General features: G+C 71.9%; 16 protein-coding genes. 6 read left to right on the top strand and 10 right to left on the bottom strand.

What is annotated here, in order from left to right:
- Positions 1 to 8: 8 nt before the first annotated feature.
- The 3 genes from ACOZ38_RS12385 to ACOZ38_RS12375 are packed head-to-tail and all read right to left on the bottom strand — an operon-like array spanning position 9 to position 4,989.
- Positions 9 to 2,522 carry a polynucleotide kinase-phosphatase gene (locus tag ACOZ38_RS12385; protein WP_424530503.1) on the bottom strand — a complete coding sequence of 838 codons (2,514 nt, stop codon included), beginning with the start codon at positions 2,520 to 2,522 and terminating at the stop codon, positions 9 to 11.
- Complete coding sequence (locus ACOZ38_RS12380) at positions 2,515 to 4,011, bottom strand: 3' terminal RNA ribose 2'-O-methyltransferase Hen1 (protein ID WP_424530501.1); 1,497 nt, start codon at positions 4,009 to 4,011, stop codon at positions 2,515 to 2,517. Before ACOZ38_RS12380 ends, ACOZ38_RS12385 begins: the two co-directional genes overlap by 8 nt.
- 54 nt (positions 4,012 to 4,065) lie before the next feature.
- Positions 4,066 to 4,989, bottom strand: a complete 924-nt coding sequence (locus ACOZ38_RS12375) for an LLM class F420-dependent oxidoreductase (RefSeq protein ID WP_424530500.1) — start codon at positions 4,987 to 4,989, stop codon at positions 4,066 to 4,068.
- Between the two features lie 86 nt (positions 4,990 to 5,075).
- Here ACOZ38_RS12375 and ligD point away from each other — a divergent pair, with 86 nt between their 5' ends.
- Positions 5,076 to 6,176, top strand: a complete 1,101-nt coding sequence (gene ligD, locus ACOZ38_RS12370; protein ID WP_424530498.1) for a non-homologous end-joining DNA ligase — start codon at positions 5,076 to 5,078, stop codon at positions 6,174 to 6,176.
- Here the strand turns inward: ligD and ACOZ38_RS12365 are convergent.
- Positions 6,139 to 6,336, bottom strand: coding sequence for a transposase (locus tag ACOZ38_RS12365; protein WP_424530496.1), 198 nt, complete (start codon positions 6,334 to 6,336; stop codon positions 6,139 to 6,141). The genes ligD and ACOZ38_RS12365 overlap by 38 nt on opposite strands.
- A 194-nt stretch (positions 6,337 to 6,530) precedes the next feature.
- On the opposite strand from ACOZ38_RS12365, the gene ACOZ38_RS12360 reads away from it, so the two are divergent.
- Both ACOZ38_RS12360 and ACOZ38_RS12355 read left to right on the top strand, forming a co-directional pair.
- On the top strand, positions 6,531 to 6,980 hold the full coding sequence (locus ACOZ38_RS12360; protein ID WP_424530494.1) for an ester cyclase: 450 nt from the start codon (positions 6,531 to 6,533) through the stop codon (positions 6,978 to 6,980).
- Positions 6,981 to 7,218: 238 nt separating this feature from the next.
- The gene (locus ACOZ38_RS12355; RefSeq protein WP_424530492.1) at positions 7,219 to 9,507 is read left to right on the top strand and encodes an ATP-binding protein; all 2,289 of its coding nucleotides are present in this window, start codon (positions 7,219 to 7,221) and stop codon (positions 9,505 to 9,507) included.
- A 168-nt stretch (positions 9,508 to 9,675) separates the two neighbouring features.
- Here the strand turns inward: ACOZ38_RS12355 and ACOZ38_RS12350 are convergent, their stop codons facing one another.
- A complete protein-coding gene (locus ACOZ38_RS12350) occupies positions 9,676 to 11,100 on the bottom strand; it encodes an acyltransferase family protein (RefSeq protein ID WP_424530490.1) in 1,425 nt (474 codons plus the stop codon).
- A 129-nt stretch (positions 11,101 to 11,229) separates the two neighbouring features.
- Complete coding sequence (locus ACOZ38_RS12345; RefSeq protein ID WP_424530488.1) at positions 11,230 to 11,895, bottom strand: TetR/AcrR family transcriptional regulator C-terminal domain-containing protein; 666 nt, start codon at positions 11,893 to 11,895, stop codon at positions 11,230 to 11,232.
- Between the two features lie 74 nt (positions 11,896 to 11,969).
- On the opposite strand from ACOZ38_RS12345, the gene ACOZ38_RS12340 reads away from it, so the two are divergent.
- Positions 11,970 to 13,007, top strand: a complete 1,038-nt coding sequence (locus tag ACOZ38_RS12340) for an NAD(P)-dependent alcohol dehydrogenase (protein ID WP_424530486.1) — start codon at positions 11,970 to 11,972, stop codon at positions 13,005 to 13,007.
- Between the two features lie 261 nt (positions 13,008 to 13,268).
- Here ACOZ38_RS12340 and ACOZ38_RS12335 read toward each other — a convergent pair whose 3' ends face one another.
- Together ACOZ38_RS12335 and ACOZ38_RS12330 are read right to left on the bottom strand one after the other, a co-directional pair.
- Complete coding sequence (locus tag ACOZ38_RS12335) at positions 13,269 to 14,534, bottom strand: class I SAM-dependent RNA methyltransferase (protein WP_424530484.1); 1,266 nt, start codon at positions 14,532 to 14,534, stop codon at positions 13,269 to 13,271.
- A complete protein-coding gene (locus ACOZ38_RS12330; RefSeq protein WP_424530482.1) occupies positions 14,531 to 16,561 on the bottom strand; it encodes an APC family permease in 2,031 nt (676 codons plus the stop codon). The genes ACOZ38_RS12335 and ACOZ38_RS12330 overlap by 4 nt, the downstream gene beginning before the upstream one ends.
- A 123-nt stretch (positions 16,562 to 16,684) precedes the next feature.
- Here ACOZ38_RS12330 and ACOZ38_RS12325 point away from each other — a divergent pair, with 123 nt between their 5' ends.
- Both ACOZ38_RS12325 and ACOZ38_RS12320 read left to right on the top strand, forming a co-directional pair.
- On the top strand, positions 16,685 to 17,353 hold the full coding sequence (locus ACOZ38_RS12325) for a potassium channel family protein (protein WP_405146440.1): 669 nt from the start codon (positions 16,685 to 16,687) through the stop codon (positions 17,351 to 17,353).
- Positions 17,353 to 18,012 (top strand): potassium channel family protein, encoded by a 660-nt coding sequence (locus tag ACOZ38_RS12320; RefSeq protein ID WP_363914647.1) that lies wholly within the window; start codon positions 17,353 to 17,355, stop codon positions 18,010 to 18,012. Before ACOZ38_RS12325 ends, ACOZ38_RS12320 begins: the two co-directional genes overlap by 1 nt.
- Before the next feature lie 117 nt (positions 18,013 to 18,129).
- Here the strand turns inward: ACOZ38_RS12320 and ACOZ38_RS12315 are convergent, their stop codons facing one another.
- Both ACOZ38_RS12315 and ACOZ38_RS12310 read right to left on the bottom strand, forming a co-directional pair.
- Entirely contained in the window at positions 18,130 to 18,861 is a 732-nt protein-coding gene (locus ACOZ38_RS12315) for a DUF3159 domain-containing protein (protein WP_424530481.1), read from the bottom strand.
- A 38-nt stretch (positions 18,862 to 18,899) separates the two neighbouring features.
- A complete protein-coding gene (locus ACOZ38_RS12310; protein WP_405146436.1) occupies positions 18,900 to 19,289 on the bottom strand; it encodes an OB-fold nucleic acid binding domain-containing protein in 390 nt (129 codons plus the stop codon).
- Positions 19,290 to 19,298: the final 9 nt, after the last annotated feature.

Raw genomic sequence — 19,298 nt, 5'->3', positions numbered from 1 at the left:
GGGTCGCCTCAGAGCCGGGGGTCGACGGGCTCGGACTCCAGTGCGAGCACCGCGAAGACCGCCTCGTGTACCCGCCAGAGCGGCTCGCCCTCCGCCAGCCGGGCGAGCGACTCCAGGCCGAGGGCGTGCTCGCGCAGGGCCAGCGACCGCTTCCTGCCGAGGAACCTGCGGCGCAGCACGTCCAGGCTCTCGGTGTAGTCGGGTCCGTAGATGATCCGCAGGTACTCGCGCCCGCGCACCTTCACGCCCGGCTGCACGCGGCCGGGCACGGGGTGCGCGGGCTTGACCACCATGCCCTCGCCCCCGGCCTCGGTGAGCGAGGTCCACCACTCAGTGGCCGCCGCCCGCGACTCCTCCGACTCCAGCGAGACGAAGACGTGCCTGGTCGGGGTGACGAGGTCCGAGTGAAGACGCGCCAGCTTCTCCAGGTGCCAGGAGTGCGGCTCCTCCCCCGCCGTCGCCCGTCCCTCCACCGCGAGGATCTGGAACGGCGCCAGCCGTACCCCGGACAGGCCGGAGACCGGCCAGCAGTACCGCGCGTAGGCGTCCCTGAAGCGGGCGGCGTTGCCGGAGCGGCGCCGGGTGCGACCCAGGAGATCGCCCACATCCAGCCCGCGCCCGGCCGCGGCCTCCAAGGCGGCCACGGCCTCGGGCAGGGCCGCGCGGGCCGCGGCGCCCACGGACGCGTACTGCTCGCGGATCAGTCCGCCCGCCTTCGCCGACCAGGGCAGCAGCTCGGCGTCCAGGACCATCCAGCCGGTGCCGAGCTCGTCCCAGAGCCCGGCCTCCGACACCGCCGCCCTCAGCCCGTCCACCAGCCCGGCCGTCAGGGCGGGGTCGTCGAAGAACGGGCGTCCGGTGCGGGTGTGCACGGTGCCGCAGGTGCCGTCGGTGATCCCGAACCGCGCCGCGGCGTCCTCCGGGGTGCGGGTCAGCACGGCGACGGCCCGCGAGCCCATGTGCTTCTCCTCGCACACGACCTCGGTGACCCCCGCCCCGCGGAACTCCTCGAACGCCTCGGCGGGGTGCTCCAGGTGGCCGTCCAGCGACGAGGTCTCCGGCGGGGCCATGGTCGGCGGCAGGTAGACCAGCCAGCGCGGGTCCACGGCGAACCGGCTCATGATCTCCAGCGCCGCCGCGGAGTTCTCCTCCCGGATCTTGATCTTGCCGCCGGTGCGGACCTCCACATACCTGGTGCCCTGGACGTCGCCGATGTCCAGCAGCCCTGGGTCGCGCCGGGCGGCCGGGGTCAGCGGGCGGGCGGGCTCGTACCAGACCCGCTCGGCCGGCACAGAGACCAGCTCGCGCGCGGGGTAGCGCAGGGCGGTGAGCCTCCCGCCGAACACACAGCCGGTGTCCAGGCAGATCGTGTTGTTGACCCACTCGGTCTCGGGGACGGGCGTGTGGCCGTACACGACCATGGCCCGGCCCCGGTAGTCCTTGGCCCACGGGTAGCGCACCGGCAGGCCGTACTCGTCGGTCTCGCCTGTCGTGTCGCCGTAGAGCGCGAAGGAGCGCACCCGTCCGGAGGCGCGGCCGTGGTAGGCCTCCTTCAGCCCGGCGTGCGCCACCACCAGCGCTCCGCCGTCGAGCTGGTAGTGGCTGATCAGGCCGTCCATGAACGCCTTGGCCGACTCGCGGAACTCCTCCGGCTCGCCGTCGAGCTGCTCCAGCGACCGTTCGAGGCCGTGCGCGATCGTGACCTTGCGGCCGTTCAGCGCCCGTACGAGCTTCTGCTCGTGGTTGCCGGACACGCACAGCGCCGTCCCGGCCGCCACCATGCCCATGACCAGCCGCAGTACGCCGGGCGAGTCGGGGCCTCGGTCGACCAGGTCGCCGACGAAGACGGCGGTCCTGCCCTCGGGGTGAACGGCCCCCACCGGCCTTCCGGCGTCGTCCCTGCGCAGCGTCCATCCGAGCTCAGTGAGCAGCGTCTCCAGCTCCGAGCGGCAGCCGTGCACGTCCCCGATGAGGTCGAAGGGGCCGGTCAGCTCACGCCGGTCGGTCCAGGCCTTCTCGTAGGTGATCTCGACATCGTCGGCGGCCTCGCCCCGGAGCACGTGCACGCGCCTGAAGCCGTCCCTGGAGATCTTGGACAGCGACCGCCGCAGGTCCTTGCGCTGCCGGGTGATCACGTGCGCGCCGAAGGCCCTGTCGGGACGCAGGGCGTTGCGCGCGACCGCGACCTCCTCCGGCACGTCCAGCACGATCGCGTCCACGAGCACGTCGTGGCTCTTGGCCAGCTCGATGAGCTTCCTGCGGGCCTCCCACTGGACGTTGGTGGCGTCCACGACGGTGAACAGCCCTCGGCGCAGCCGGGTGCCGACGATGTAGTGCAGCACGTCGAAGGCGTCCGGGGTCGCCTCCTGGTCGTTCTCGTCGTCGGCGACCAGGCCCCTGCAGAAGTCCGAGGAGATCACCTGGGTCGGCTGGAAGTGCCTGCGGGCGAACGTCGACTTGCCGCTGCCCGACACGCCCACCAGCAGCACGAGCGACAGCCTGGGCACGCTGATCTCAGCCACGGACGAACACCCCCATCTGGGTCGGCGGCCCGACCTCTGGATCGACCTCGCCGACCGGCCGGTACGTCACGCGGTAGCCGTACTCCCCGCAGACTCCCTCGGCCCAGGCGGCGAACTCCGCGCGGGTCCACTCGAAGCGGTGGTCCGGGTGGCGCATGCCGGTCAGGAACTCGTACCTGACGTTGTACTCGCTGTTGGGCGTCGTCACGACCACCAGCCCCGGCCTCGCCGTGCCGAACACCACGCGTTCGAGGGCGGCCAGGCGCGGCGGGTCGACGTGCTCCACGACCTCCATGAGCACGGCCGCGTCGTACCCGGCGAACCGCTCGTCGGTGTAGGTGAGCGCGCCCTGGAACAGGTGCAGGCGGGCCCGCCGGGCGTCGGGCATCCGGTCGAGCTTCAGGCGGCGGGCGGCGACGGCCAGCGCGCGCGCCGAGACGTCCACGCCCGCGACCCTGGCGAACTCGGGGTTCCTCAGCAGCTCGCCGACCAGCTGGCCGGACCCGCACCCGAGGTCGATGACGGTACGCGCTCGCGCCTCGGTGAGCACCTCGACCACCGCCTCCCTGCGCAGCAGGTTGAGCGGCGTGCGGGCCTGCGGGCCGGGCTCCGGCTCGACGGCGTCCACCGCGTCCACCGCGTCCCCGGCGTCCCCGGTCTGCGGCGTGGGTGTCTCGGCGGCGGCGTCCTCCTCGATGGGCGGCTCCAGGTCCTCCTCGACGTCGTCGCCCAGCTCGGCCAGGCGGGCGAACGCGGTGTTCGTCAGGCTCCTGCGGCGGCCGAGGTAGCGGCGCGTGATCCGCCCGCGCTCGGGATGCGACGCCAGCCACCCCTCCCCCGCGCGGATCAGCTTGTCGACCTCGTCGGAGGCCATCCAGTAGTGCTTGGCGTCGTCGAGCACCGGGAACATGACGTACAGGTGGTTCAGGGCGTCGGCCAGCCGCACCGGCCCGCGCAGCACGAGCCGCACGTACCGCGAGTCGCCCCACTCGGGGAAGCCCTCGTCGAGCGGGAGGGCGTGCGCCTCCACCTGCCAGCCGAGCGGCTCGAACAGTTGTCGTGCCAGCTCCGGGCCGCCCCGGCAGGGCAGCGCGGGCACCGTGACCTCCAGCTCGATCGGCCCGGCCGCCAGCTCGGGCCTCGCCTTGCAGTGCCCCGTGCGGGCGGTCCTGAAGACGTCCGCGAGCGCGACGGCCAGCATCGAGGAGGCCGCGTACGGGCGGTCGTTGACGTACTGCCCCAGGCTGAAGTCGGGCGAGGACGTGCCGCGCGAGCGCACCAGCCGGATGGGGTCCACCTCGACCATCAGCGCGGCCGTGCAGCGCTCCTCGGTGGCCTCGGGATAGAACACCCTGGCCACGCCGAACGACTGCCCGAACTCCTGGACGCGGCCGGGGTGCTTGTGGAGCAGGAAGCCGAGGTCGGTGGCCGGCCGCGTGGTCGTCGAGATGGTCAGCAGCACGCTGCCCGATCTTTCCCTATCGGCCATCACACCGGCCACCCGTTTGACGGGTTCGCCCGCCCTTGCCGCGGTAAGCGAGGCTCAGACGTGCGGCATGATCTCCGCCGCGATCAGCTCCAGGTGGTCGAGGTCCGACAGGTCGAGCACCTGGAGGTAGAGCCGCTCGCTGCCGGCCCCGGCGAATTTACCGATCTTGTCCAGCACCTCCTCCGGCGTGCCCGCGAGGCCGTTCTCCCGCAGCTCGGAGACCTCGCGGCCGATCGCCGCCGCCCGGCGGGCGATCTCGGCCTCGTCGGCGCCGACGCACACGACCTGCGCGGCCGAGAAGACGATCGAGCGCCGGCCGGCGGCCTCGCACGCCGCACGCACCCGGCCGAACGCGGCGGTGGTCTCCTCCAGGCTGTTGAAGGGCACGTTGTACTCGTCGGCGAACTTCGCGGCGATGCGGGGAGTCCGCTTGGCGCCCGTACCCCCGATGATCACCGGCGGGCGAGGGTGCTGCGCGGGCTTGGGCAGGGCCGGGGAGTCGGCCAGCCGGTAGTACGCGCCCTCGAAGGAGTACGTTTCGCCCGGCTTGGTGGTCCACAGCCCGGTGATGATCTCCAGCTGCTCCTCGAAGCGGGCGAAACGCTCGCCGAGCGGCGGGAACGGGATGCCGTACGCCTTGTGCTCCGCGTCGAACCAGCCCGTGCCGAACCCGAACTCGACGCGCCCTCCGCTCATCTGGTCCACCTGGGCGACGCTGATGGCCAGCGGGCCGGGCAGCCGGAAGGTCGCGGCCGTGACCAGCGTGCCGAGGCGGATGGTGTGGGTCTCGCGTGCGAGCGCGCCGAGCGTCACCCAGGAGTCGGTCGGACCGGGTTCCGGGTCGCCGTCGCCCATGCGAAGGTAGTGGTCGGAACGGAAGAACGCGTCGAAACCGAGGCGCTCGGCGGCCTGCGCCACCTGGAGCTGGTCCTCGTAACCGGCCCCCTGCTGGGGCTCAGTGAAGATCCTTAATCTCATAAAACCATTATCCCGTCGCTCCGGAATCAATCTTCGGGGTGGTGTAGGGGTTCGTACGCATCTCCCCAGTGGGTAAGAAAGCGCCCATGGGGGGACTTCCTGCCTACACGCCGATGCTCGCCCAGCTGGGACCGCTCCCACCGCCCGGCGAGGATGACGCCTGGGGTCACGAGATGAAGTGGGACGGCGTACGGGCCCTCGGGTACGTCGAGAACTCCGCCCTCAGGCTCGTCTCCCGCAGCGGCAAGGAGGTCACGGTCGCCTACCCCGAGCTGTACGCGCTGGCGGGCGCGGTCGGCGGCCACGACGTCGTGCTCGACGGGGAGATCGTCGCCTTCGACGAGGCGGGCCGCCCGAGCTTCTCGGCCCTGCAGCCGCGCATGCACCAGCGGCGCGAGGAGCGTGTGCGCCAGCTCGCCCAGACGAACCCCGTGACGTACATGCTGTTCGACATCCTGCACATCGGCGCGGAGTCCTCCATAGCCCTTCCGTACGTCCAGCGCAGGGAGCTGCTGGAGGGCATCGTGTCGGCGGGGGCCCGCTGGCAGGTGCCCGCCTGGTTCCACGACGACGGCGCCCACGCCCTCGGGCTGAGCCGGCAGCTCGGGATGGAGGGCATCGTCTCCAAGCGACTGCAGTCGCCGTACCGTCCGGGCAGGAGATCCCCGGAGTGGACCAAGGTCAAGAACTTCCGCGCGCAGGAGGTCGTGGTCGGGGGCTGGACGCCCGGGCGGGGCCGGCGGGCGTCGACGATCGGCTCGCTGCTGCTCGGCGTCCACGAGGGCGGCAGGCTCCTCTACGCGGGCAACGTCGGCACGGGGTTCACCGAGGAGACGCTCAGGGAGCTGGGCGCGATCCTCGCTCCTCTGTCGCGGGCCACCCCGCCGTTCGACGACCAGGTGCCCCGCGAGCAGGCCAGGGACGCCCGGTGGGTGGAGCCGGTGCTGGTCGGCGAGGTGCAGTACGCGGAGTGGACGCCGGACGGGAGGCTGCGCCACCCCTCCTGGCGCGGCCTGCGCGACGACAAATCCCCCGAGGAAATAACGCGCGAGCCCGAACCGATCATCACCCGCGATAGCGGGCCCCGCACGGCCGGCGGATCGGACGTCACCCACGAGGGCGGGCCCCTCAGGACCGGCGGACCGGGCGTCAGCCGCGGGGGCGAGCCGCCGCGGAGGGCAGGCTGACGAGCTCGACCAGCTCGTCCAGATCAACGTACTTCGCGAGCTCGGCCACCGACCGGCAGTAGGCGACCAGGATCCCGTGCTGGCGCACGCGCAGCAGCGTCCGCCCGTCGAGCCTGATCGGCTCGATCTCGTACCCGTTGCCCCCCACCCATCGCGACATGCCGGAATCATAAGAAATCGCAGGTCAAAGAGATGCAAAACCTACCTGAGAGCTCCGGCCGGTGGACGGGCGCCCCCGTTGGCCGGCCCATCCACCCCTAGCCTGAAACTCCACCGAACCGCGCTATCGTGACGAAACACGACTTATCCCTATAAATCGCCCAGCCGTCCTCATTCCGAGAAAGGCCAGCCCTGATGTCTGATCTCCTGTCTGCCCTGAACGGGCTGAGGAAGGCCTTCAACCACCACGATCTCGACGCGCTCGCTCAGTGCTTCAGCGAGCGGGCCGTGCTGGTGGCGCCGGACGGCATAGGGCAGGACAGGGACGAGATCGCCTCCTACTACGGCCTGTTCATCGAGGCGTTCCCGGACTCGGCGTGCACGCCCCAGTCGGTGCACGAGTCCGGCGACACCATCACAGCGGAGTACACGCTCACCGGCACCCACAAGGGGCCGTTCCTCGTGCCCGGCGGAGGAGTGGTCGAGGCGACCCTGCGCCCGATCACCGTCCGCGCGTGCTGCGTGTCGTTCGTGGAGGACGGCCTCATCGCGAGCCACCGCATCTACTACGACCAACTCGAACTGGCCGCCCAGCTCGGCGGCTCCCTCTGCTTCAAGGAACCCGAACTCCTCACGGAACGCTAGCCCGATCAGCGGTTCTCCGTGCGCTCGTACTGGCCGTAGTGCCCGGGGCCGCCGCGGAGAGCGCACTCTTCGTGGTGCGGAACTTCATCTTTCCTCCAGTGGTGTGACCGGTCGGGGTGCCTCCAGCTTCCGTCCGCGGCGGCTCCGGCGGCAGGCGGGCGACCGGCGGTTGACCGGCGGTTAGGCTGCGAACAGCGCGGACAAGATCGGGTACCGTGAACCGGCGGAAAGGGGATCGATGTTCGGCGGCGTGCTGCGCGACTTCCGGGTTCGGGCACTGCTCACGCAGGAGGAGCTGGCCGCGTTGTCCGGCGTCAGCGAGCGGCAGATCCGCGAGATCGAGTCCGGCCGCGTCGCGGTGCCCCGGTCCAGCACCGTCCGGGTGCTCGCCGACACGCTGAAACTCTCCCCCTCGGACCGGGCCGCCTTCCAGCTCGCCGCGCAGCCGGACGCCGGACGCCCGCCGGTGCCCGCGCAGCCCGACGCAGGACCCCCGTCAGTGCCCGCGCAGCCGGATATGGGACTCCCGTCAGTGCCCGCGCAGTTACCCGCCGGCGTCGACGGATTCACCGGCCGTGCCGAGGCGCTGCGCGCGCTCGACGCGGCCACGGCCGCGGTGGTCACCGTCTCCGGCCCCGCCGGCGTGGGCAAGACCTCACTGGCCGTGCATTGGTCCCGCCTGGTCGCGCCGCGCTTCCCGGACGGCCGGCTGTACGTGGACCTGCGCGGTTTCTCTCGCCACGCCGCGGTCGATCCCGCCGAGGTGATCCGCGGATTCCTGGACGCCCTCGGGGTGCCGCCCGACCGCGTCCCGCCCGGCTTCGAGGCGCAGGTGGCGCTCTACCGCAGCCGGTCCGCGGGCCGCCGCCTGCTGGTCGTGCTCGACAACGCCCGCGACGCCGACCAGGTCCGGCCGCTGCTGCCCGCCGGCCCGGACGCCCGTACGGTCGTCACCAGCCGCCGGCAGCTCACCGCCCTGGTCGCCGAGACCGGCGCCGCCGCGCTGACGCTGGACGTCCCTGGCATCGAGGAGGCGGTAGAGCTACTCGGCCACCGGCTCGGCGCGGACACCGGTCGGCGCCGATCGCACCCGGGGGCTGAGGTCGGGGACGGCGACGCCGTGGCCGCGATCGCGACCGCCTGCGGACGGCTCCCGCTGGCGTTGGCGCTGGTCGGTGCGCGGGCGCGGCTGACCGGCTTCCCGCCCGCGACGATCGCCGCGGAGCTGCGCCACCCGGGCGGCCGGCTCGCGGCCCTCGACATCGGCGCCGTGTTCTCCTGGTCCTACGACGCGCTGAGCCCGGAGGCCGCGCGGCTGTTCCGGCTGCTCGGGCTGGTCGCGGGCGCCGACATCGCGGTGACGGCCGTGGCCGCGCTGGCCGGCCGGGCGCTGCCCGAGATCCGGCGGACGCTGGCCGAGCTGGCCCACGCCAGCCTGGTGACCGAGCACGCGCCCGGCCGCTACCGGATGCACGACCTGCTGCACGTCTACGCCGGCGAGCGCGCCCGGGCCGACGAGTCCGAGGCCGCGCGGCGGGCGGCGCTGACCCGGCTGCTCGACCACTACACGCACACCGCGTACCACGCCGAGCTGGTGCTGAATCCGGTGCGGGCGCCCATCCCGATGACCCTCGGCGCGCCCGCCGACGGGGCCGAGCCGAAACGCGTGTTCGACGTCCCGGCCGCCCTGGCATGGCTGGAGACCGAGCACGCGGTGCTGCTGACCGCGCTGCGGCAGGCCGAGGCGGAGGGCATGCACAGGCACGCGTGGCAGCTGAGCTGGGCGCTGGACACATTCCTGAACGACCAGCGGCGCTGGCACGACGAGGGGGCGGCGTGGGCGGTGGCGCTGCGTGCGGCGACCGCCATGACCGACCAGCCGGCGGCGGCGCACGCGCACCGCTTCCTGAGCGCGGTGAACGGCCGGCTCGACCGGTTCGACGACGCGCACGCCCACATGCGCCAGGCGCTCGAACTGAGCCTCGCCGCGGGAGACCGGGCGGGCGAGGCGGAGAGCCGCTTCGTGCTGTCCTATGTGCACTGGCTGCAAGGCGACGGCGAGCGGGCGCTCGACCAGGCCGAGCAGGCGTTGTCGCTCTTCGACGAGCTCGGCGACCCGCTCTGGGCGGGCAAGGCCAGCCTCGCGGTGGGCTGGTACCACTCCGAGCTCGGCGCCTACCAGGAGGCGCTGCCGTTCCACGTGCGAGCGCTGGAGCTGCAGCAACGGGCGGGCGACCGGGCCAACGAGGTGGTCACCTTGGACACGCTGGGCCTGCTCCACCAGCGGCTGGGCGACCCGGAGACCGCGATCCGGCACTACCAGCGCGGCCTCCGGCTGGCCGGCACGATGAACAGCGCCGGGTTACGGGCCCAGCTTCTCGGGCACCTCGGCGACGCGAGCGAGGCCGCCGGCGACCCGCGGACGGCCCGCGAGCGCTGGCTGGAGGCGTACGAGATCTTCCGCGACCTCGGCCACCCCCAGGCCGCCGACCTGCGCCGCAAACTCCAGTCCCCAGACCCGGCGTAGCCGGTAGGGGCGGAAGGCCCGAACGATCCTCGTCTCCGGCTCGGCCGGCGCTCCCCAGGGGGCCGAACGGCCCCGGGCCGGCAGGTTCCCGGGCCGGCAGGTTCCGGTACGGGCAGGTTCCGGCACGGCAGTGCAGGCTCCGGCACGGCAGTGCAGGCTCCGGTACGGCTAGGCGGCGCGGTCCCCGGCGGGCGGGGCCTGGTGCCGCCGGCGGAGCAGGGCCAGCAGGGCCGCGCCCGCCAGGTACACGGCCAGCGCGGCCGGAGGCAGGCCGGTCCACCCATGGTAGGCGGGGCCCGCCAGGGCGATGCCCAGAAGGGCCGCGATGACGGCGGCTGCGCCGAGGGCGGTCAGCACGGCGGCCACGGGTCCTCGTGCGCCCGGTGAGGCGGCGGGTGGTTCCGTGCGTCGCTCGGCGCGGCCGAACACCGCGACCAGCACCGCGAGGATCACGGCCAGGCACAGCAGCCAGGGGATCCGCAGCAGCACCCAGGGGAGCGACCCGGGCGCGGGCTGGGGCATCAGGTCCGTCCCGTGCAGGGCCAGGGCGCCGATGATGAGGGCGGTCATGTGCCAGAGGAACAGCGTCATGATCACCGAGTTGACCGCGACCACCGCCGTCCACGGCCCCCGGCGCCGCAGCCACCGGTTCCCCAGGTCCCGCAGCCACAACGCGACCCCCGCCTGTGCGGTCGCGAGGGCGAGCAGGGCGAGTGTGGGCGGCGCGGTGTTCTGCAGCTCTTCTCCCGCGAACCCGACCATGCTGACCGGATAGGGCCCCGCCACGGTCAGCACCATGAGGGCGCCCGCTCCGAGCACCGCCATCGGCGCGGCGACCAGGGGCCGGGCGGGAAGGCGGCCGTCCTGCCAGGCGAAGCCCAACTGGTGGACGGCCAGCCATGCCAGCAGGTAGTTCGCCTGGCCCACGTACGGAACATCGAGGACAAGCCGCGTCAGGTCGCCCGCACCGACCAGCGCCGCGAGGACGACCGGCACGGCGAGTCCCGCGCGCCGGTGCAGCGCGTACATGGGCGGGGCCAGCACGACCACGGCGATGTAGACGACCAGGAACCACAGCGGGATCAAGGCCAGCCAGACCGCGTGGCCGATCAGGGACGGGCCGACGCCCGCGAGCCGCGCCACCAGCGCCACCACCGCAAGCGTGCACAGCAGCACGGTGGTCGGGCGGACGAGCCGGGCGGTCCTGCCGAGCACCCAGGCGGTGGGGCCGCCGCCGCGCCGCAGATGCGAGGTGAGGGACGCGGCGTTGGCGTACCCGCCGACCAGGAAGAACAGGGGCATGACCTGGAAGACCCACGTCAGGGGGCGCGTCCACGGCACGGTCTCCAGGACGCTGCGCCCGGCGAACCCCCCGGGGCCATGGGTGATCGAGACGACAAGCCAGTGGCCGGTGACGACCGCCGTGATGGCGAAGGCCCGGACGAGATCGACATAGCGGTCCCGCCGCGCGGGCGTCCGCTCGGCCGCTTGCCCTATCCGCGCGATCAGCGATCCGGCCGGTCGCCGCGTCCGCCGCGCCGCCCGCCCCGATCCCGGCGTGGGGCGGGCTCCCCTGGTGCCGCCGTCCGGCATGGCTGGAGTCCCTTCGCCTTCCTTAACGTCATATCAAGCGGCTCTGGGAGGCCGAACGGCGGAGATACTCATCCGCGCATGGCGTCTCGTACCCGGGTTCCGAACGCCGAAGGGGAGGTCCGACGGCGGTCAGGTTGTGTGGCGGGCTCTTTCGAGGCCGTCGAGGATGAGGTCGAGGCCGAACTCGAACTCGTCGCCGTAGTCGTAGCCGGGCCGCAGGACGTGCTCGACGGCCAGCTCGGTGAGGTGTGGGTACTCGCCGGAGGAGAATCGCGCCATGATCGCCTGCGCGACCTGCGCCGTCTCGGCCGAGGTGTCGAACGGCAGGCTCGGCTCCTGCAACGCGAACCCGTAGATGTAGCTGTCCAGGGCGGAGTACGCGTGGGCGGCCAGGGCGATCGAGAACCCCGCCCCTCGCAGGGTGCCGATCACGGCGTCATGGTGCCGCAGCGTCGCGGGGCCGGGTGTGGCCCGCGACTCCATGCGCCCGATCGCCCATGGATGGCGCGACAGGGCCTCGCGGACCGAGATCGCCCGACGGCGCATGGCCGTCCTCCAGTCGGCGTCACCGGCCGGCAGGTCTATCTCGCCGAAGACGACGTCGATCATGCCGTCGAGCAGGTCGACCTTGTTGGCCACGTGGTTGTACAGCGACATCGCCTCGACCCCGAGCTCCTCGCCGAGCTTGCGCATGGTGAGCGACTCGATGCCACCCGCGTCGGCCAGGGCGACCGCGGACCGCAGCACCCGGTCGCGGTTCAGTCGCGCCCGGGGCTCGGGGCTCGGGTGGGTCATGCACATCCTCCTTGACTTACTTACACTGTAAGCAGCAGACTTACAGCATAAGCTTACAACGTAGGGAGCCCGCGATGGGAACCGACCACCGCACCCGACCGGCCGACCCCTCGCACGTCACGGCCGGGAGGACGACGATGAAGGCCGTCGTCCAGGACGAGTACGGCGAGGCCGAGGATGTCATGCGGGTCGAGCAGATCGGCCGGCCCGTCATCGGGGACGACGAGGTGCTGATCCGGGTGCACGCCGCCGGTGTCGATCGAGGCGTCTGGCATCTCACGGCCGGCCTCCCCTACCCCGTGCGCCTCGCCGGCTACGGGGTCCGCGCGCCCAGAACCCGAGTGCGAGGGCGGGAGGTCGCCGGGCGCGTCGAGGCGATCGGCAAGACGGTGACCACGCTGCGGCCGGGCGACGAGGTGTTCGGCGTCGGCGAGGGCACCTTCGCCGAGTACGCCACGGCCACGCCGGGCAGGCTCGCGCCCAAGCCCGCCGGCCTCACCTTCACGCAGGCGGCGGCCGTCGGTGTCTCGGCTCTCACCGCCCTGCAGGCGGTTCGCGACCGAGGGCGCGTGCGGCCCGGGCAGAAGGTGCTGGTCATCGGCGCGTCCGGAGGCGTCGGGACGTACGCCGTGCAGATCGCCAAGGCCTTCGGCGCGGAGGTCACCGGCATGTGCACCACGACGAAGGTCGACCTGGTCAGGTCCCTCGGCGCGGACCACGTCGTCGACCACACCCGCCACGACGTCGAGGACGCGGGGCGGCGGTACGACGTCATCCTCGACATCGGCGGCAACCGCTCGCTCACCCGCCTACGCCGAGCCCTCACCCCGCGCGGCACGCTCGTCATCGTCGGGGGCGAAACGGGCGGGCGATGGCTCGGCGGCACCGACCGTCAGATCCGGGCGTCCATCCTGTCCCCGTTCGTCGGCCAGAAGCTGGGCACGTTCATCTGCTCGGAGAACGCGAAGGACCTGATCGTTCTCACCGAGCTCATCGAGTCCGGCAAGGTGACCCCGGTCATCGGCCGCACCTACCCCCTGAGCGAGACCCCCGCGGCCATCCAGCACATGCGAGACGGCCACGCCCGCGGGAAGATCGTCATCAACGTCTGAGGCGCCCTCAGCGACCTTTCGCTGACAACAGGGCCAACGATCCCCGTTCACTGCCGGCCTGACCACGATGCCTCGCGTATGAGGTTCTCGGACGCACCGCGCCGGCACGCCTGCCCGCGTAAAGCGAGCGGGGGTCGAAGGGGGCCGGCAGGCCCCCTGGGAAGCACAGCCCGAGCCGTAGGCGAGGGCCATGACCGCGAGCGGGCGCGCCGGTATCTTGGCCGACCAGGAGGCGACCGAACCCGGGCCGGTCGTAGCCGGTTAGATCACGTCCTTGGTGAGGAGGACGACGGTCTCCACATGGTGGGTCATGGGGAAGGCGTCGAAGGCGCGGATGTCGACCGTGGGGTAGCCGCGTTCGGCGAACCATGCGAGATCGCGCGCCAGCGTGGCCGGGTCGCACGAGACGTAGACGACGCGGGCGGCGTCCAGGCCGGCGACACGGTGGACCACCTCCCGGCCGAGCCCGGTGCGCGGCGGGTCGACCACGACCACGTCGGCCCGCTCGACCCCCAGCCGGTCGAGGGCGTCCTCCACCCGGCCCCGCTCGATGCGCGCCTGCGGAAGGTCGCGCAGGTTGTGGCGGGCGTCCTGCACCGCCCGCGCTTCGAACTCGATGCCGAGTACCGCGCCCTCGGGTCCGACGGCCTCGGCGAGGCCCGCCGCGAACAGCCCGACCCCGCAGTAGAGATCGAGCGCCCAGTCGCCGGGGCGCACCGCGGCGAACTCCAGCACCGCGTCGAGAAGCGTGGCGGGGGCCCCGGGGTGCACCTGCCAGAAGCCGCTGCCGGTGACCTGGAACTCGCGCTCGCCGACCCGCTCGGTGAGCGCCGTACGACCCCGTACGGCCCTCGCGTGGCCCCGGCCCTCGTCGACGAGGACGTAGGCGTCCGCGTCGAGATCGGGCACCGCCACCGTACGGTGGGGCTTCGGGGAGACGACGACGGCCCGCTCGCGCGTGGACGTCGCGATCGCCTCCACGCTCGACGCGCCCCGCCAGTTCTTGCGCTCGACGCCCATGCGCTCGACCTCGGGGTGGGCGATCAGGCAGGCGTCGACCGGCTCGATCTCGTGGGACCGGTGGCGGCGCAGCCCGGGCACGCCGTCGGGGGTGACGGCGAACTGGACGCGGGTGCGCCAGCCCAGGCCGTCCTCGGAGCCGGGGAGCTCCTCGACGTCGACCTTCATCTCGATGCCCGCGAGCCGCTGGAGCTGCTCGGTGACGACCTCGGCCTTGAACCGGCGCTGGGCGGGAAGGGTGGCGTGCTGCCAGTCGCAGCCGCCGCACCGGCCGGGGCCGGCGAACGGGCACGGCGGCGTGACCCGGTCGGGGGACGGGTCGAGGATCTCGACCGCGTCGGCCCGCAGGAAGCGCGTGGTCTCCTCGGTCACCTCAGCGAGGACGCGCTCGCCGGGCAGAGCGTGGCGGACGAAGACCACCCGGCCTTCGTGTCTGGCGACGCACCATCCACCGTTGGCGACGCGCTCCACGGTCAGTTCGATCGGCACCTCGGTCCCCCCGCTCACATTTTCACCTGGTCATCCTTACGTGCCACAGCGTACGGCCGGCGTACCGAGCCCGGCGCGAACGACTCCGGCCGGCCCTTGAGCCGGTCGGAGGAGGCGAGCTGCCACGGCACGCTGGTGACCATCACGCCGGGCTGGAACAGCAGGCGGCCCTTCAGCCTCAGCGCGCTCTGGTTGTGCAGCAGGTGTTCCCACCAGTGGCCCACGACATACTCGGGGATGAAGACGGTCACCACGTCCCGGGGGGAGCGGCGGCGCAGGCTCTTGACGTATTCGAGCACCGGGCGGGTGATCTCCCGGTACGGCGAGTCGAGGATCTTGAGCGGCACCGGGATGCCCCGTTCCTCCCAATCGGCCTGGAGCTGCCTGGCCTCGTCGGTGTCGACGCCGACGCTGATGGCCTCCAGCGTCGAGGGACGGGTGGCCCTGGCGTACGCGAGAGCCCGCAGCGTCGGCTTGTGGATCTTGGAGAGGAGCACGATGGCGTGGTTCCTGGCGGGGAGCATCGACTCGTCCGTCTGCATGTCCTCCGGCACGACCAGCTCGGCGGCCACGTTGTCGTAGTGGCGCCTGATGCCGCGCATCATCAGGAAGAGGACGGCCATGGCGGCGCAGGCGATCCACGCTCCGTGGGTGAACTTCGTGATCAGCACCACGACGAGCACCAGGCCGGTCACCGTGGCGCCGAACGCGTTGATCATCCGCGACCGCTGCATCTGCGCGCGCTTCTTGGAGTCGGTCGCCGTGCGGAGCAGGCGGTTCCAGTGCCGCACCATGCCGACCTGGCTGATCGTGAACGACACGAACACGCCGACGATGTAGAGCTGGACCAGGCGCGTGGTCTCGGCGTGGAAGGCGTAGATCAGCAGCCCCGCCATGGTCGCGAGCATGACGATGCCGTTGCTGAAGGCCAGCCGGTCGCCGCGCGTGTGCAGCTGGCGCGGCAGGTAGCGGTTCTGGGCCAGCACCGACGCCAGCACGGGGAAGCCGTTGAAGGCGGTGTTGGCGGCCAGCACGAGGATCAGCGCCGTCATCGCCGTAAGGACGTAGAAGGCCGGGGTGAAGTTACTGAAGACGGTCTGCGCGACCTGGGCGATCACGGGACCGGGGTTGGGGACGGGGTGGCCCGCGCGGTCGACGAGCGAGCTACCCACCGAGCGGTCGGCGAACTTGGCGTCGGTGATGAACGCCAGGGCGGTGATGCCGGCGAACATCGTCGCGGCCAGCACGCCCAGCGCCAGCAGGGTGTTCGCGGCGTTCTTGCCCTTGGGCTTCCTGAACGCCGGCACGCCGTTGCTGATGGCCTCCACGCCGGTCAGCGCCGCGCAGCCGGAGGAGAACGCGCGCAGCAGCAGGAAGATCAGGGCGAAGCCGCCGATGCCGACGCTCTCGCCGGTGACCGTATAGTCGGCGGAGGGGGCCTTCAGCTCGGTGCCGAGCGCGAGCCGCACGCCACCCCAGATCATCAGGCCGAACACGCTGATCATGAAGGCATAGGTGGGGACGGCGAACGCCAGGCCCGACTCCCTGATGCCCCGCAGGTTCAGCACGGTCAGCACGGCGACGATGGCGACCGCCGCGGCGACCTTGTGCTCGGCCAGGAAGGGGAGCGCCGCACCGAGGTTCTCCACGCCGGAGGAGACCGACACGGCCACGGTCAGCACGTAGTCGACCATGAGCGCGCTGGCGACGACCAGCCCGTAGTTCGACCCGAGGTTCTCGGTCGCGACCTCGAAGTCGCCGCCGCCGCTGGTGTAGGCCCGGACGTTCTGCCGGTACGACGCGACCACCGTCAGCAGGATCACCACGACAGCGAGGGCGATCCAGGGAGTGAAGTGGTAGGCCGCGAGGCCGGCGATGCCGAGCGTGATCAGAATCTCTTGCGGGGCGTACGCCACCGAGGACAGGGCGTCGCTGGCGAACACCGGCAGCGCGATGCGCTTTGGCAGCAACTGCTCGTGTGCCTGCGCACTTCGGAGCGCACGCCCGACGAGTAGTCGCTTGACCAGATCTGCAACCTTCACCACGAGTGACGATGCTAGTCCTCAGGTCCGGTCCTACTCACACGACGCTGCCAGAACCGGCCATACTTGGCCTCGTAGCTGTATAAGGTCCAGGAGTTGCCGCCTCAAAGCCAACGGCGGGGGAGCATGCACATCGTCATCATGGGATGCGGCCGGGTCGGTTCGACCCTTGCCCACATCCTCGAGGACAGCGGCCACTCGGTCGCGATCATCGACAGGGACCCTCAGGCGTTCCGGCGCCTGCGGGCGGGCTTCCGCGGGCGCCGTGTCACCGGCATCGGCTTCGACCGGGACGTCCTGGAGGAGGCCGGCATCGAGTCGGCCGCCGCGTACGTCGCGGTGAGCAGCGGCGACAACTCGAACATCATCTCCGCGCGCGTCGCGCGCGAGACGTTCGGCGTCGACAACGTCGTGGCCCGCATCTACGACTCCCGGCGCGCCGAGGTCTACCAGCGGCTGGGCATCCCCACGGTGGCCACCGTTCGCTGGACGGCCGACCAGATCCTCCGGCGGGTGCTCCCCGAGGGCGCCGAGCCCCTCTGGCGCGACCCGACCGGCGTGGTCATACTGGCCGAGGTCGCCTACCACTCCAGCTGGATCGGCAGCCGCACCCGCACGCTGGAGGAGGCCGCGGGCGCCCGCGTCGCCTTCCTCAACCGCATGGGCGAGGCCCTGCTGCCCAAGGAGGAGACGGTGCTCCAGGAGGGCGACATCCTCCACATGATCGCCGGTGACAACGACATGGACCGGATCAACAAGGTGCTGTCCGCCGCGCCCGAGGAGGAGTCCAACTGATGCGCGTCACGATCGCGGGCGCGGGGGCGGTCGGCCGGTCCATCGCGGCGGAGCTGCTGGAGAACGGCCACGAGGTCCTGCTCATCGACATCGACCCCCGGGCCATCAAGATCGACAGCGTGCCGCGGGCCGAGTGGCTGCTCGCCGACGCGTGCGAGATCTCGTCGCTGGACGAGGCCGGGCTCAACAACTGTCATGTGATGATCGCCGCGAGCGGCGACGACAAGGTCAACCTGGTCGTCTCGCTGCTGGCCAAGACCGAGTACGGCGTGCCGCGCGTGGTCGCCCGCATCAACCACCCGAAGAACGAGTGGCTGTTCAACGAGTCGTGGGGCGTGGACGTCGCGGTCTCCACGCCGCGCCTGCTCTCGGCCCTGGTCGAGGAGGCGGTCAGCGTAGGCGACCTGGTGCGGCTGATGACCTTCCGTCAGGGCCAGGCCAACCTCGTCGAGCTCACGCTTCCCGAGGACGCCCCTGTGGTCGGCCAGCGGGCCGGCTCGGTGCCCTGGCCGCAGGATTCCGCGCTGGTGGCGATCCTGCGCGAGGGCCGGGTGCTGGTGCCCTCCGACGACGATCCCCTGGAGGCCGGCGACGAGCTGCTGTTCGTGGCCAGCCAGGAGGTCGAGGAGGAGCTGGCCCACCTGCTCGCCCCCCACTGAGAGCTCGCCCCCCACTGAGGGCTCACCCCTCGCTGGGGGTTTGCCCCCCACTGGGGGGCGATCACAGCGAAAGCGCCGGGGCACCCTGAGGGGCCCCGGCGCCGCCGTATCCGCCTCTTAGGCGCTGGCTCCGGGCGTGGTCGGCGAGATGGGGGTTCTTCCCCGGGCGAGCACCCAGACCATGGCGCCGAGCGCCGCGACCTGGATGGGCCAGCCCAGCACGACCTTCGCCACCCCCAGGGCGGCGACCTGGTCGGCGTAGTAGAGCGGCAGCTGCACGACCACCCGCAGCAGACAGGGCAGGATCAGCAGCCACGTCAGCCGCGAGCAGAGCCGGACGATGCCGGAGTCCTGCCGCCAGCCGGTGGGGTCGCCGGTCACCGAGCCGATGAGGAACCCCACGACCGGCCACCGGACGACGATCGACAGCACCATCACGGCGGCGTAGCCCCCGTTGTAGAGGATGCCGGGCAGGAAGACGTCCTTGGCCTCCCCCGTGCGGCTGGCGAAGAACGCGCCGATGCCGATGCCGATGAGGCTGTTGATCACGAACTGCGGCGTGGTCCGCTGCGCGAGCCGTACGAGGAGCAGCAGCACGGCCACGCCGATGCTGACCATCAGCGAGGTCTTGAGCTGCTGGGTGACGATCCACGTGATCGTGAACACCACCGTCGGGACGGCGGCCTCGATGATGCCCCGCACGCCGCCGAGCGCCTTGGCGAGCTGGGCACGGATGGCGCTCTCGACGGTCTCGTGCGCGACCTCGTCCTGGATCGTCGTGCCGGCCGCGCTCACGGACGCGCTCCCCGCCGGCGCGCCGCGCCCGCTCTCGTCGCGCCGTCTCGCCACTGCATGATCATTGGTCTCCTCGCCTGGCGGAACCGTGGTCACTGGCCGCTCGCTGGGCGCAGCTCGTAGCGGGGGTTGAACATCACCTTGCGGCCGTCCTGGATGCTGACCAGACCTTCGGCCCGCACCACCCGGCCCGGCTCGATGCCGACGATCTTGCGCCGGCCCAGCCAGACCAGGTCGACCACATCGGAGCCGTCGTAGAGCTCGGCCTCCAGGGAGGGAACGCCGCCCCGGGGCCGCAACGTCACCGTGCGGAGCGTGCCCGCCACGCAGAACCTCCTGCGCTGGCCGCACGACGCGATGGGCGTCGCGCCGTAACGGTCGAGGTCCTCCTGGAGCTCCGCGGCCTCCAGCTCGGCCTGGCTGGTGGTCAGCCGCCGCAAGAAACCGCGCAGCCCGCGTTTGACGGGCTCTGCCGTACTCATCTCTCGTTC

The sequence above is a fragment of the Sphaerisporangium viridialbum genome (genome assembly GCF_049674955.1).
Lineage (GTDB): Bacteria > Actinomycetota > Actinomycetes > Streptosporangiales > Streptosporangiaceae > Sphaerisporangium > Sphaerisporangium viridialbum.
This window is presented reverse-complemented; position numbering and strand designations above follow the sequence as displayed.